15 protein-coding genes are annotated in these 12,886 nt (G+C 73.9%); 7 read left to right on the top strand and 8 right to left on the bottom strand.

Annotation, left to right across the window (positions count from 1 at the left end; all coding sequences use genetic code 11):
• The first annotated feature begins 155 nt into the window (after positions 1 to 155).
• Positions 156 to 467, top strand: coding sequence for a hypothetical protein (locus ACH4TP_RS20610; protein ID WP_389227910.1), 312 nt, complete (start codon positions 156 to 158; stop codon positions 465 to 467).
• A 62-nt stretch (positions 468 to 529) separates the two neighbouring features.
• On the opposite strand, the gene ACH4TP_RS20605 is transcribed toward ACH4TP_RS20610, so the two are convergent.
• The 3 genes from ACH4TP_RS20605 to ACH4TP_RS20595 are packed head-to-tail and all read right to left on the bottom strand — an operon-like array spanning position 530 to position 1,992.
• A complete protein-coding gene (locus ACH4TP_RS20605; RefSeq protein ID WP_398438741.1) occupies positions 530 to 892 on the bottom strand; it encodes a hypothetical protein in 363 nt (120 codons plus the stop codon).
• Positions 889 to 1,515, bottom strand: coding sequence for an RNA polymerase sigma factor (locus tag ACH4TP_RS20600; protein WP_398438740.1), 627 nt, complete (start codon positions 1,513 to 1,515; stop codon positions 889 to 891). The genes ACH4TP_RS20605 and ACH4TP_RS20600 overlap by 4 nt, the downstream gene beginning before the upstream one ends.
• 60 nt (positions 1,516 to 1,575) lie before the next feature.
• Positions 1,576 to 1,992 carry a hypothetical protein gene (locus ACH4TP_RS20595; RefSeq protein ID WP_398438739.1) on the bottom strand — a complete coding sequence of 139 codons (417 nt, stop codon included), beginning with the start codon at positions 1,990 to 1,992 and terminating at the stop codon, positions 1,576 to 1,578.
• 265 nt (positions 1,993 to 2,257) lie between these two features.
• On the opposite strand from ACH4TP_RS20595, the gene helR reads away from it, so the two are divergent.
• A complete protein-coding gene (helR, locus tag ACH4TP_RS20590; RefSeq protein WP_398438738.1) occupies positions 2,258 to 4,423 on the top strand; it encodes an RNA polymerase recycling motor ATPase HelR in 2,166 nt (721 codons plus the stop codon).
• Positions 4,424 to 4,466: 43 nt separating this feature from the next.
• Positions 4,467 to 4,901: a VOC family protein gene (locus tag ACH4TP_RS20585; RefSeq protein WP_389227916.1), complete on the top strand. Its 435-nt coding sequence runs from the start codon at positions 4,467 to 4,469 to the stop codon at positions 4,899 to 4,901.
• Between the two features lie 38 nt (positions 4,902 to 4,939).
• On the opposite strand, the gene ACH4TP_RS20580 is transcribed toward ACH4TP_RS20585, so the two are convergent.
• From ACH4TP_RS20580 to ACH4TP_RS20565, 4 genes are all read right to left on the bottom strand, one after another.
• A complete protein-coding gene (locus ACH4TP_RS20580) occupies positions 4,940 to 5,665 on the bottom strand; it encodes a hypothetical protein (RefSeq protein WP_398438737.1) in 726 nt (241 codons plus the stop codon).
• An 80-nt stretch (positions 5,666 to 5,745) separates the two neighbouring features.
• Positions 5,746 to 6,354: a GNAT family N-acetyltransferase gene (locus ACH4TP_RS20575; RefSeq protein ID WP_389227921.1), complete on the bottom strand. Its 609-nt coding sequence runs from the start codon at positions 6,352 to 6,354 to the stop codon at positions 5,746 to 5,748.
• Positions 6,355 to 6,409: 55 nt separating this feature from the next.
• Positions 6,410 to 6,994, bottom strand: coding sequence for an HAAS signaling domain-containing protein (locus ACH4TP_RS20570; protein ID WP_398187915.1), 585 nt, complete (start codon positions 6,992 to 6,994; stop codon positions 6,410 to 6,412).
• Positions 6,991 to 7,365 (bottom strand): PadR family transcriptional regulator, encoded by a 375-nt coding sequence (locus ACH4TP_RS20565; RefSeq protein WP_389227927.1) that lies wholly within the window; start codon positions 7,363 to 7,365, stop codon positions 6,991 to 6,993. The genes ACH4TP_RS20570 and ACH4TP_RS20565 overlap by 4 nt, the downstream gene beginning before the upstream one ends.
• 66 nt (positions 7,366 to 7,431) lie before the next feature.
• Here ACH4TP_RS20565 and ACH4TP_RS20560 point away from each other — a divergent pair, with 66 nt between their 5' ends.
• On the top strand, positions 7,432 to 8,160 hold the full coding sequence (locus ACH4TP_RS20560; protein ID WP_398438736.1) for a DUF2625 domain-containing protein: 729 nt from the start codon (positions 7,432 to 7,434) through the stop codon (positions 8,158 to 8,160).
• Positions 8,157 to 8,672 carry a GNAT family N-acetyltransferase gene (locus ACH4TP_RS20555; protein ID WP_398438735.1) on the top strand — a complete coding sequence of 172 codons (516 nt, stop codon included), beginning with the start codon at positions 8,157 to 8,159 and terminating at the stop codon, positions 8,670 to 8,672. The genes ACH4TP_RS20560 and ACH4TP_RS20555 overlap by 4 nt, the downstream gene beginning before the upstream one ends.
• Positions 8,673 to 8,718: 46 nt before the next feature.
• Here the strand turns inward: ACH4TP_RS20555 and ACH4TP_RS20550 are convergent, their stop codons facing one another.
• Positions 8,719 to 11,031 (bottom strand): YfhO family protein, encoded by a 2,313-nt coding sequence (locus ACH4TP_RS20550; RefSeq protein WP_398438734.1) that lies wholly within the window; start codon positions 11,029 to 11,031, stop codon positions 8,719 to 8,721.
• A gap of 126 nt (positions 11,032 to 11,157) precedes the next feature.
• Between ACH4TP_RS20550 and ACH4TP_RS20545 the strand changes: the two genes are divergently transcribed.
• The gene (locus tag ACH4TP_RS20545; protein ID WP_398438733.1) at positions 11,158 to 12,141 is read left to right on the top strand and encodes a glycosyltransferase family 2 protein; all 984 of its coding nucleotides are present in this window, start codon (positions 11,158 to 11,160) and stop codon (positions 12,139 to 12,141) included.
• Positions 12,142 to 12,222: 81 nt separating this feature from the next.
• Positions 12,223 to 12,873 carry a SurA N-terminal domain-containing protein gene (locus ACH4TP_RS20540; protein WP_398187901.1) on the top strand — a complete coding sequence of 217 codons (651 nt, stop codon included), beginning with the start codon at positions 12,223 to 12,225 and terminating at the stop codon, positions 12,871 to 12,873.
• Positions 12,874 to 12,886 lie beyond the last annotated feature (13 nt).

The following is a 12,886-nucleotide window of genomic DNA, read 5'->3' as shown; positions in this document are numbered from 1 at the left end:
GGGACCCTTCGGGCGTACTGGTCGTGACCTGGGGGAGGCGAGGGGATCACGACTCGACAACTGATCGGGAAGTGGATCTTCATGATCACTTTTGCCCGTTTTGATGCATGTAACGTTCGCGTCTGATCATGCCCGCGTCCCCCAAGGAACTTTCCATGCTCAAGAAGGTCGGCGGCGTCATCGTCGCGATCATCGTTGCCGTCGCCGTGAAGCTCGGCATCCCGTACCTCACGGGCGACACCCCGGTGCACGCCAAGGCCGGCGAGTGCGTCACGGTCAGCGGCCCCGACAACGACCCGAAGGTCGACACCGTCGACTGCTCCTCCGGGAAGCCCGACCTGTTCAAGGTCGTCAAGGTCATCGACAACACCTTCGACCTGAACAAGTGCGGCGACGAGCACTCGGCGCTGGCGCAGCAGTGGGACGCCGACAAGTTCGTCCTCTGCCTCGACGAGGTCAAGAAGTAGGACCCGCGCGGCAGAGACAGCCCGGAAGGCCGGAACCGATCGGTTCCGGCCTTCTCCGCGTCCTACGGCGACTCCACCGGCCGGGGCTCCGAGACGGACGGGCCGCCCGGGGAGGACGGGGGGGACGGGGAGGGCCGGGCCGGTGCGGGCGTCGAGGGGGCGCCGGTGACCGCCGGGGTACGGGCGGGCGGCGCCGGCACCGGGGTCACGGGCCCGTCCGGGAGCAGCACGAGGGCGCACACGGCGGCCGCGGCGGCGGCCGTCCCGAGCACCGCGCACGCCACCGAGGCCACCCGGCGCGTCCCCCACCGGCGCCCCCGCGGAGGCGGGTCGCGCCGCAGGTCGCGGGAGGTGACGAGCGCGGCGCGGGCGGCGAGCGCGGCGCGCAGCCGTTCCTCGACGGGGGAGGTCGCGGGGGAGTTCATCGGCCCGTCTCCGTTCTCTTCGCGAGCTTCCGCTCCAGGGCGTCGAGCGCGCGGCTCGCCGTGGACTTCACCGTGCCCCGCGAGAGCCCGAGCGTCCGCGCGATCTGCTCCTCCGTCAGCTCCGACCAGTACCGCAGCACCAGGACCTCGCGCTGCCGCCGCGTCAGCTCCGCCAGAGCGTCCAGCACGTCCCGGTGCTCCTCGGCGAGCAGCAGCCCCTCGTCGACGGGCGCGCCGGCACCCGGGTGCGGCGGGACGTACGCGCGCGCGGTGCGGCGGCGGCGCAGCACGGAGCGGGCCGCGTTGACGACGGCGGTGTGCAGATACGCCCCCGGGTCCTGGAGCCCGTCAAGGGAGGTCCCGTAGGCGCGGCACACGGCGGCGAACGCGTCCTGCACGACGTCCTCGGCGGTCGGCAGGTCGTCCACCAGGAACAACGCGAGCCGCACCATGTCGAGACGCCGCGCCAGATAGAGCTCGGTGAGGGTCGGCGGCGCGGTCCCCCCTCCGTGCGGGGCGGCGGCGACGACGCGCAGTCGCGGTCGGCGCTCCCGTACCGGCACGCGCGCGAGCAGCCGGGACCACCAGGACGGCGCCAGGGGCAGGGGAAGGGCGTACGGCATGGGCCTCGATCCGTCGCGGAGCGGGTGGGCCCTCCCCGGGCCCACCCGCTCGCCTGGTGCTTACTTGCCGGGGGCGATCACACGGGGCGCGTCACCGGCGGGGACGGGAACGGGGGAGGGAACGGGCGCGGGGGTCGCCTTCGGCGCGGGAGCCGGCCTGGGCGCGGCGGGCGCGGGCTTCGGGGCCGCCACCGGCTTGGGGGCGGCAGGCGCGGGCTTCGGGGCCGCCACCGGCTTGGGGGCGGCAGGCGCGGGCTTCGGGGCCGCCACCGGCTTGGGCGCGGCGGGCGCGGGCTTCGGGGCCGCCACCGGCTTGGGCGCGACGGGCGCCGGCTTCGGCACGGTCACGACCTTCGGCGCCACGGGGGCCGGCTTCGGCGCCGAGTCGGCGACGGCCTGCGCGACGAAGCCGCCGCCGAGGAGCAGCGCGGCACCGATGGCGACGGCCAGGGTCTTGGGCTTGGCACGGCTGGACATGGGGTTCTCCCGAGGAAGTGTCGGAAACACGGTCTGGAACATCGGTTGAAGGGCGCCTTCAACCCACCAGACGTGCGGCACCGCCCGAGGTTGCGGATCGCGTCCGAGGAATTTCCCGAGAGGGGGATCGCGAGGAGGGAACGACACACCTCCCGCACTTTCAACCTATAGCGCACAGGGGGGCTTGCGGCAAGGCCCCCTCGGTGGCACACAATCGCACCTCGCCTCGAAAAGCCCAGACGACCGAAAGCGGGAGATTCCCTACATGACGTCCCTCATTGCCGGTGTGTTCGACCTCGCCGGCAACCTCTCCCCCAAGGCCGACCCGGCGCTCATCGCCGCCGACGAGCAGCACTTCGCGGCCATCGCCCGCTGCCTCGACGAGACGATCGCCGAGCTGTCCGAGCGGCTCGACGCCGAGCGGAGGGCGCCCGGCGGTGTCGGCCGGGAGGCGATGGACCGGGACGCGGAGATCCACCGGCTGAGCGGCCGCCTGCGGACGCTGCGCCGCTTCGGCCTGGACCTGTGCCTGGGCCGCGTGGTCGGTACGGACGACTCCGAGCCGCTCTACATCGGACGCCTCGGCCTCACCGACAGCACCGGCCGCAGGCTGCTCGTCGACTGGCGCTCCCCGGCGGCGGAACCCTTCTTCGCGGCGACGCACGCCACCCCGATGGGCCTGGCGAGCCGCCGCCGCTACCGCTGGTCCGGCGGCCGGATCACGGACTACTGGGACGAGGTGTTCACCGCCGAGGGCCTCGAAGGCCACGCCGCGCTCGACGACCAGTCCGCGTTCATCGCGAGCCTGGGCGGCAACCGCTCGCCCCGGATGCGGGACGTGCTCGCGACGATCCAGTCCGACCAGGACGCCATCATCCGCGCGGGCTCGCGCGGCGCCCTCGTCGTCGACGGCGGCCCCGGTACGGGAAAGACGGTCGTCGCCCTGCACCGCACCGCGCACCTCCTCTACGCGGACCCGAGGCTCGGGCACCGCCGGGGCGGCGTGCTGTTCGTCGGCCCGCACCAGCCCTATCTGAACTACGTCGCCGACGTCCTGCCCAGCCTCGGCGAGGAGGGCGTACGCACCTGCACCGTGCGGGACCTGGTCGCCGAGGGCGCGAAGGCGCCGGCGGAGACCGACCCGGAGGTGGCCCGCCTGAAGTCGACGGCGGACATGGTGAGGGCGATCGAGAAGGCGGTCGCGTTCTACGAGGAGCCGCCCACCGAGGACATGACCGTCTCCACCCACTGGTCGGACATCCCGCTGACGGCCGCCGACTGGGCGGAGGCCTTCGACGCGGCGGAGCCGGGCACCCCGCACAACGAGGCCCGCGAGCAGATCTGGGAGCACCTGGTCTCGATCCTCTTCGACAAGTACGACGGCGAGGAGGTCCCGGAGGCGCAGTTCCGCAAGTCCCTGCGGCAGGACCGGGAGCTGACCGGGGCCCTGAACGGCGCGTGGCCGATGCTGGAGGCGGCCGACCTCGTCGGCGACCTGTGGACGGTCCCCGCGTACCTGCGGATGTGCGCGCCCTGGCTGGGCCCCGACGAGGTGAAGCGGCTGCGGCGCGCGGACGCCCAGGCGTGGACGGTCTCGGACCTGCCGCTCCTGGACGCGGCGCGGCAGCGGCTCGGCGACCCGGCGACGGCCCGGTTCAACCTCCGGCGCAAGGCCACCGTCGCCGCCGAACGCGAGCGGATGGCCGGCGTCATCGACAGCATCGTCGCGGCCGACCCCGACGGCGAGGGCGCGGTCACGATGCTGCGGGGCAAGGACCTCCAGGAGAGCCTGGTCGACGAGAACGCCCTGCCCACGGCCGGACGGGAGCCGCTGGACGGCCCGTTCGCGCACATCGTGGTCGACGAGGCGCAGGAGCTCACCGACGCCGAGTGGCAGATGCTGCTGCTCCGCTGCCCGTCCCGCAGCTTCACGATCGTCGGCGACCGCGCCCAGGCCCGGAACGGCTTCACCGAGTCGTGGCGCGAGCGCCTGGAGCGGGTCGGCGTCGACCGCGTCGACATGACGTCGCTGAGCATCAACTACCGCACGCCGGAGGAGGTCATGGCGGAGGCCGAGCCGGTCATCCGGGCCGCGCTCCCGGACGCGAACGTGCCGACGTCCATCCGGGCCAACGGCATCCCGGTCGTCCACGCCCCGGTCGCGGACCTCGACGGGATCCTCGACGCCTGGCTCGCCGAGAACGCCGAGGGCGTCGCCTGCGTCATCGGCGCCCCGGCGTTCCGCGAGCGTCCCCGCGTCCGCTCGCTCACCCCGTCCCTCTCCAAGGGCCTCGAATTCGACCTGGTGGTCCTCGTCGACCCGGAGGGCTTCGGCGAGGGCGTCGCGGGCGCGGTCGACCGGTACGTGGCGATGACCCGCGCGACCCAGCGCCTGGTGATCCTGGAGAGTGCCCCAACTCGCCTTCCCTGAAAAGGAGATGATCGCCGTCGGGCCCCCTTGCTACGGTGGCCCGATGGCAGCGATCAAGGAAGTCCAGGTCACCATCGACTGCGCGGAGCCCGCGCGCCTCGCCGCTTTCTGGTGCGAGGTCCTGGGGTACGTCCTCCAGCCGGTCCCGGAGGGTTTCGCCACCTGGGAGGAGTACCACCACTCGCTGCCGCCCGAGGAGCGGCCCGTCCACTTCGCCTGCTCCGACCCCACGGGCGCCGGCCCGCGCCTCCTCTTCCAGCGCGTCCCCGAGGGCAAGGTCGTCAAGAACCGCGTCCACCTCGACGTACGGGCCGGCAAGGGCCTCGTGGGCGACGAGCGCCTCGCCGCCCTCGAAGCCGAGTGCGCCCGCCTGGTCGCCCTCGGCGCGACCCACCTGAAGACGCTGTACGCCGACGAGGAGAACGAGTCCTGCATCAACATGCAGGACATCGAGGGCAACGAGTTCTGCCTCGACTGAGCGTCCGACGGCACCCGGCGGTGAGGGCTCGCCCCGGTTCAGCAGGGGCGGGAGGCGGGGCCCTTGAACCGGGCCCAGATCGGGGTCCAGTCGCTGGTGTAGAGGACGAGGTTGGTGTCGGTCTGGACCCGCAGCCAGGCGCCCAGGCCGCCGCACCCGTAGGTGCCCGTGTTCCACAGGGGGTTGCCCTGCCCGTCGTAGAGGACGACGTTGCCGTCGTGCTGCATCCACAGCGTCGCGTTCGAGGCGCGGGTGTTGGTCTGCCACTTCGCCGTGTAGAACGGGGCGCCGTGGAAGTAGAGGACGAGGTTGCCGTCGCTCTGCATCCACAGCTCGTACCAGCCGCCCGGTTCGCTGTTGACGGCGATGTACGTGTCCGGCGTCAGGCACTCGCCGGGGGCGAGGTAGTCGTGGTAGCCCCAGCCCTGCGGGGGCGTGGTGCAGTCGTAACCGGGGAACGCCTGCGCCGTCGCGCCGCCCCCGGCCGTCACCGGCCCGGCGAGGAGGCCCTGCTTCCGGGCCTCCCGCAGGGTCGGAAGGCCCTTGAGCGGCGCGGACGGCAGGACCGGGACCTTGGTGTCCCCCTGCTTCGGCCGGACGGATCCGCCGGGGGCCGGGTGGGCCGTGGCGGCGGCCGCGTGCGTGGCCGTCCGGACGGTCGTGGGTGTGGTCGTGGGTGCGGCCGCCTGCGCGGTCGCGAGGGGGCCGCAGGCCAGGGCGGCGGCGAGGGCGGCGGTGACGAGTGCGCTTCTTCTGGGCTTCATGCGGCCCATGGCACCGTCCGGATGTCATCACCCGGTCAACAGACGTTGAACGGACCCGCCCCACCGCCCTCCGCGGACCGTCAGACGCCCCGCGGCTCCCGCTTCATCGACCACAGGACCGGGCCGCCGCCCGGCAGGGAGAACTCGCCCTGGACCGTGAAGCCGAAGTGCTCGTAGACCGGGAGGTTGTCCGGCTTGGAGGACTCCAGGTAGACCGGCAGGCCCGCCGCGTCGGCCTTGGCGAGGCCCGAGCGGAGGAGGGCGGAGCCGTGGCCCCGGCCCCGGGCGGCGGGGTCGGAGCCGATGACGGCGAGGTACCAGTGGGGTTCGGCCGGCCCGTGCTCGGCGGCCGCCGTGACGGCCTCCTTGAAGACCGGGGCGCGGTCGCCGAGGATCTCCACGAGCTCCTGGATCGTCCCCGCGTCGGGGACGGCCTTGTCCGCGCCCTCGGGCGCCACCCAGAACGCGGCGGCCGAGCCGGTCCGCTCGCAGACGCCGTGCGGGCCGTACTGCCGGGTGAAGAGGGTCGTGAAGTAGCGGCCGAGGTCCGCCTCGCGCCTCGCGTCGTCGGGGAAGAACCAGCGCATCATCGGGTCGTCGCCGAAGGCGGACGCCAGGGTGCGGGCGACCGTGTGCGCGTCGTCGATCAGGGCCGGTTCCGGTGTGTTCGACAGGGTCATACGGGTCATTCTGCACCCGTGATGATCTTGGTCGGTCGATGGGGGGTCCCGTGCTCCGGACCGGTCAGGCCGCCGCGGGCGGGGCGGTGCGGAGCAGGCGTACCGCCGCGGTGGCCGGCAGGGCGATGCCGAGGACGAGGATGGTGAGCAGCTCCGTCGGGCCGAAGCGGGCGGCCAGGAAGAGGCCGCCGAGCGCGACCACGATCGGGGTCGCGAGGGTGAGCGAGGTCGCCAGGACCTTGGTGCCGCGGTCCCACGCGTCGGACGTCCACAGCAGGATCAGGCCCACGATCAGGGCGGCGACGGCGGGGAGGGAGCCGCCGAGGCCGGCGAACCCCGTGAGGCCGAGCAGGACGGCCGTGACGACCGCCCGCGTCCGGGGCTGCGTCTTCGGGGCGGCGACGGTCGCGGTCGCGGCGGGGGCCTCCGGCTCCTCCGCGCGGGCGGCGGCGACGATCGCGGAGGGGCTGCCGAGCCGTTCGAGGGCCGTGCGGACGGCCGCCGGGTCCTCCTCGTCCCCGACGGCGACCGCGAGGTGCTCGCGCAGGTCGGCGAGGAGTTCCTCGCGGCGGCCCGCGGGCAGGAAGGACGCCTCCCGCTCGATCGTGGCCAGGTAGTCGGTCACGAGGGGGTGTTCGGTGCCGGTCATGCGGTGCCTCCGTGGGGTGCGGTCAGGAAGTGGTCGACGCCGTCGCGGAAGCGCGGCCAGCTCTCGGCGAACTCGGTGAGCGCGGTCCTGCCCGGCGCGGTGAGCGTGTAGTAGCGGCGGGCGGGGCCGGTGGCCGACTCGCGCAGCTCGGTGTCGACGAGCCCGTCGCGGCGGAGCCGGGACAGCAGGGGGTAGATCGTGCCCTGGCTGGTGGTCATCACGCTGACCGCCGCCAGCTCGTCGAGGATCTCGACGCCGTAGCGCGGGCCGTCGCGCAGCAGGGCGAGGACGCAGTACTCCAGTACGCCCTTGCGCAGCTGACTGGCGACCTTTCCGGCCGCCGTCTCGGATCTTGCTTCGCCAGGAACCATGTAATGCAAGATACCCCTGAGAGTGCCCCCGATCAACGCCCCGCCACCGCGTGCGACGATTTCCCCATGCGTGAACTGAGCGAGCTGACCGAGGTCGACGAGCCGGCGTGGTCGCTGCTCGAAGAGGAGCTGCGGACGGCGAAGGTGCCCGTCGAGGTGCTGGACGCCGACCCCGGGCAGGCGGCGGCCACGCTCCTCCAGACGCAGGTCACCGTCCGCTCGTACCTGGGCGCGTTCCTGTTCCGCACCGGCGGGATGCTCGTCGACGACGGCTGGCTGCGGGTGTACGGCAGCCCCGCCGCCCACAACGAGCGGCGCCTGCCCGGCCTCGCCCGGATCAACGGCTACCCCGCCGAGCCCGACGCCGACTGGCGGCCCGCCGCCGGGCTCGTCGTCGCCCACGACGTCCTCGGCGGGACCTTCGCGATCCAGGGCGGCACGGCGGAGGAGACCGGACTGCCCGGCCGGCCCGGCGAGGTGGTCTACTTCGCGCCCGACTCGCTGCGCTGGGACGCGACCGGCGCCGGATACGGCGCCTGGCTGTCCTGGCTGCTCGCCGGGGGCGCCGAGGAGTTCTACGAGGGCCTGCGCTGGCCCGGCTGGCGCGAGGAGGTCCCCGGACTGACCGGCGGCGAGGGCCTCAGCCTCTACCCGCCGCTGTGGTCCGCCGAGGCGCACCAGGACCTGGCCGGAACCAGCCGCGCCGTCGTCCCCCTGGAGCAACTGCTCGGATTCGCACGGGACACGGCCCTCCAGCTCGACGGCACCGACCCCGGCTTCCTGGGCGAGGCGTGAGCGACGGACCCGGCGACGCGACCGTACGGACGGCCCGCCTCGACCTCCTCCCCCTCTCCGTCGCACACGCCGACGAGATGGCCCGCGTCCTCGCCGACCCCGCCCTCCACACCTTCACCGGCGGCACCCCGCTGACCGCACCCGAACTGCGCGCCCGGTACGAACGCCTGGTCGCCGGCTCACCGGACCCCGCGGTCCTCTGGTGCAACTGGGTGGTCCGACTCCGCGCCGAGGACCGGCTCACCGGGACCGTCCAGGCGACGGTCACCGAGGGCGGGCGGACCGCCGAGGTCGCCTGGGTGACCGGCACCGAGTGGCAGGGCCGGGGCATCGCCCGCGAGGCGGCCGGGGCGCTGGTGGACCTACTCCTCGCCCGGGGCGTCCGTACCGTCCTCGCCCACATCCACCCCGACCACACGGCCTCCGCCACCGTCGCCCGCGCGGCCGGCCTGACGCCGACGGACGAGGAACAGGACGGCGAGGTCCGCTGGGAACTGCGGAACGCCCCGTAGGCGGGGGCGTCCCGGCGGGAGCGGCTCGGCGGACTCGCCCCCGTGCTCAGCGGTCACTGGCCTCTCGTGGCCCGCCGAGTCTGGTCCTGACACGCGCCAGGACCAGGCACAGACCCAGGAGCGCCACTGCCCCCGCCGCCAGGCCCGCCCGCAGGCCCGGGGGACGGAACGTGCACGAGAGTTGGCCGTCGTGGGCCGGGACGGCGAGGAGGCCGCCGTACGAGGTGGCCGGGGCGCCTGAGCAGTGCCAGCCCGCGATGTGGGGGGCTGCCACGACCGCCGTGCCGGTGGAGCCCGGCGGGAGGGTGGCCCGGATGCCGTCGGAGGTGACCTGGACCGAGGTGGCGGCGCGGGCGCGGAGGGACGTGATCGCCGCGCGGAGGCGGTCGTGGTCCAGGCAGCCGAGTTCGCCGGGGCCGGGGAGGGTGGGCTTCATGCCGGGGACTCGCTGGACGCCGAGGGAGGTCAGGGCCGCGCGGCGTTTCGGTCGGCCGCCGAGGAGGCGGGTCTCGTGGTCGCCGAGGCGGGCCGGGCCGGTGGCGTCGGGGGCCCAGAGGAAGACCTCCGTGCCGACGGGGCACGCGCCCGCGTGAGGGGGCTCGTAGACCTGGGCGCCGAGGAGGAGTTCCTGGTTGCGGAAGGGGGACGTGCCGTAGGACGGGGGCGGGCCCGGGGGCCGTACCGTCACCAGGGGGAGGCGGACGTCCGTACGGACCACCGCGCCGTCACGCCATCGGGCGCCGACGCCGAACAGGGCGTCCGTCACCGGGTTGTCCAGGCTCAGCAGGTTGCGGCCGCGTGAGGTCCAGCCGCCGCCGAGGGCGGCGAGGGTCTCGGTGAGGACCGCCGGGGTGTGGCTGCTGTAGTACGCGGCGCCCTGGCCGCCGAGGAGGAGGGGGTCGTTGCCCGCGACCCGGGGGAGGCCGGAGTCCGTGCGGTACGCGGGCCAGCCGTCGGCCGCCGCGAGGGCCGCCGCCCGCCGCTCGTGCTCCGCGCCCCAGGGCGGGTAGTCGTCGAGCCGGGCGAGCCGCTCCCGGTCCGCGTACGCCGTGGTCGCCGCCGCCTGGCCGAGCAGGGTCCCGGCGACGAGGAGCGCGGCGAGGACGCCGTGCCGGCCCCGGCGGGGGAGGAGGAGCGCGCCCGCCACCGCCGCCAGGCCCACGGCCGCGAGGAGCAGGGACCAGGAGGTGAGGAGGGGGCTGGGGAGGGCCCCGGCGGCGAGGGCCAGGACGACCGCCGTGCCGCCGAGGAGCGCGCGGCGGTCCGGGAGGCCGTGCGCGAGACCCGTCCAGGCGGCGAGGACGAGGACGCCGGACAGGACGAAGGTCTGCCGGTACGGGCTGCCGTTCGGGGTGGCGAAGACGTGCCAGAGCAGGTGCGTCGGGGTCCACTGCATCGACAGGGCCACCGCCGCGCACAGCCCGCCCCACAGCCACCGCTCCCGCCCCGGCACGTCCCGGCGGAAGAGCAGCGCCCCCGCGAGCAGCGGCACCGCCGTGCAGACGAAGGCCGCCGGCGTCGAGAAGCTGTAGGTGACCGGCAACAGCCGGGCCAGGAAGTCCGTGCCGGCCGCCGGGGCGAAGTCCCGGACCACGCCCGGGTAGGCGTGCCGGGAGCCGAGGAAGACCGGGACCAGGACGGGGGCCGCGAGGCCGATGCCGAGGGCCGTCGTCAGCGCAGCCCGGAGCAGGGTCCGCCACCGGAAGGAGTCCGTGACCGCCAGGCGGACCAGGAGCACCAGGGCCGCGCCCAGGGTCGCCATGTACGCGGTGTAGAAGTTCGCGAACCAGCAGACCGCCACCACCAGCGGGCCCAGGAGCGGGCGCCGGCCCTCCCGCGCCCACTCGCCGACCAGGCAGAGCAGCGGGAAGGCGATCAGGCCGTCCAGCCACATCGGGTTGTACGTGCCCTCCGCGAGCGACCAGCCGCACAGCGCGTACGAGGCGCCCAGGACCGAGGCCCACCACCAGGCGCCCGGTCCGAGGCGGCGCAGCAGGAACGTCATCGCCGCCGCCGCGACCGCCGTCTTCAGGACGGTGACCGCGTACACCGCGTACTCGACGTCCCCGCGCGGGAAGAGCGCGACGAGCGGCGCGAAGGGGCTCGACAGGTAGGTGCCGTAGTCGGGCAGGAAGCTCGTGCCCCAGCCGGCCCGCCAGTCGAGCAGCAGCCCGCCGTCGGCCCGGCCGTGCAGCAGGTCCCACAGGTGCGCGTGGAACGGCACGAACTGGTTGGCGAGGTCGTTGACGGCCCGGTGGCGCGGCCCGAAGGGGAAGACCCGGGCGACGGCGTCCCCGCCGCAGACGGCGAGGGCGGCGAGGAGGGCGGAGAGCAGGTACGAGCGCGTGGTTTTCGGCATGGCGGATCGAATATGACAGCGGACGCCACGGAAATGACCGGCCCGCCGGGCCAGTTCACGCGATGGTCTTCTGCTCGCCATCCACGCGGACCGGCCGGGTCACCGTGCTCCGTTGTCGTGGTCCGCGTGCTGCTCTCGATCGTCGTCCCGTGCTTCAACGAGGAGGACGTCCTCGCCCGCTTCCACGACCACGTGACCGCCGAACTCGCCCGTCTCGAAGGTGAGTTCGAGCTCGTCTACGTGGACGACGGAAGCCGGGACCGGACCCTCCCGCTCCTCCGGGAGCTCGCCGGAGCCGACCCGGACCGGGTCCGCTACCTCTCCTTCAGCCGCAACTTCGGCAAGGAGGCCGCGATGCTCGCCGGGCTCCGGCATGCCGCCGGGGACGCCGTCGTGATCATGGACGCGGACCTCCAGCACCCGCCGGAGCTCGTGCACCGCATGGTCGCCCTGCACGCCGAGGGGTACGACCAGGTCGTCGCCCGCCGCACCCGCGAGGGGGACCGGGTCACCCGTACCCTCACCGCCCGCCTCTACTACCGGGCGATCAACCGGCTCGTCGACGTCGAGCTCGTCGACGGCGTCGGCGACTTCCGGCTGCTGTCCCGCCGCGCCGTCGACGCGGTCCTCGAACTCGGCGAGTACAACCGCTTCTCCAAGGGCCTCTTCTCCTGGGTCGGCTTCCCCACCACGACCTTCTCCTACGAGAACGCCGTCCGGGAGCAGGGCCGCTCCAAGTGGACCTTCGGCAAGCTCCTCAACTACGGCCTCGACGGACTCCTCTCCTTCAACAACAAGCCCCTGCGGGCCGCCGTCCACCTCGGCCTCCTCCTCACCGTCATCGCCCTCGGCTACGCGGCCTGGATCGTCGGCGACGCCCTCGTCAACGGCGTCACCACCCCCGGCTACGTCACCCTCCTCGTCACCGTCACCGCCCTCGCCGGCATGCAGATGGTGATGGCCGGGCTGATCGGCGAGTACGTCGGACGCATCTACTACGAGGTGAAGCGGCGGCCGCACTACCTGCTGAAGGAGACGGGCGGAGGTGCGGAACCGGCCGACACCCGGGTGACGGGTGAGTCGTTGTGGGAAACAGTCGCTCCGAAGTAGTGGCTCCGGCCCCGGCGACTCCCTACCATCGATCACCGCAAGGTCGTTCAACTTGACGCACGACCAGCCCGGGAGGCTCCTTTGCACCGCCGCACTGCGCTCACCGTCTCCGCCGCCCTCCTCGCCGCGGCCCCGCTGCTCACCGCCTGCGGCGGCGACGCCCATCCGGGAGCGGCGGCCGTCGTCGGCGGCGAACGGATCGAGGTGTCCAGCCTCCAGGCCCAGGTGAAGGACGTACGGGCCGCCCAGGCGGCCTCGCCGCAGTCCGCCCAGCTGGTGGCCGCCACCGGTGACCTCGGCCGCCGCAAACTCAACGCCATGATCTTCGACCGGGTCGTCGACAAGGTCGCCGAGGACAACGGCGTCAGCGCCACCCGCGCCGAGCTCCAGCAGACCCGCGCCGCCTTCGTCCGCCAGTCCGGCGGCGAGGACCAGCTCGCGGCCGTCCTCCTCCAGGAGCAGGGCGTGGCGCCCGGCCAGATCGACGACGTCGTCCGCCGCAACGTCCTCATGAACAAGATCGCCAAGAAGCTGGGCGTCACCGAGGACCCCGCCGGCCAGAAGAAGCTCACCGAGGTCTTCTCCGCCGCCGCCAAGGACCTCGCCATCGACGTGAACCCCCGCTACGGCCGCTGGGACAACTCCCAGATCCGCCTCGACACCGGCTACGACGGCGCGCCCTGGCTCCGCCAGATCAGCCAGGACCCCACGGCCGTGCAGGCGGGCGCCTGACCCGGGGTAGGTT

This window comes from Streptomyces sp. NPDC021012 (assembly GCF_044333355.1).
Classification (GTDB): domain Bacteria; phylum Actinomycetota; class Actinomycetes; order Streptomycetales; family Streptomycetaceae; genus Streptomyces.
The sequence above is the reverse complement of the archived record's forward strand: the minus strand, read 5'-3'. Positions and strand labels throughout refer to the sequence as shown.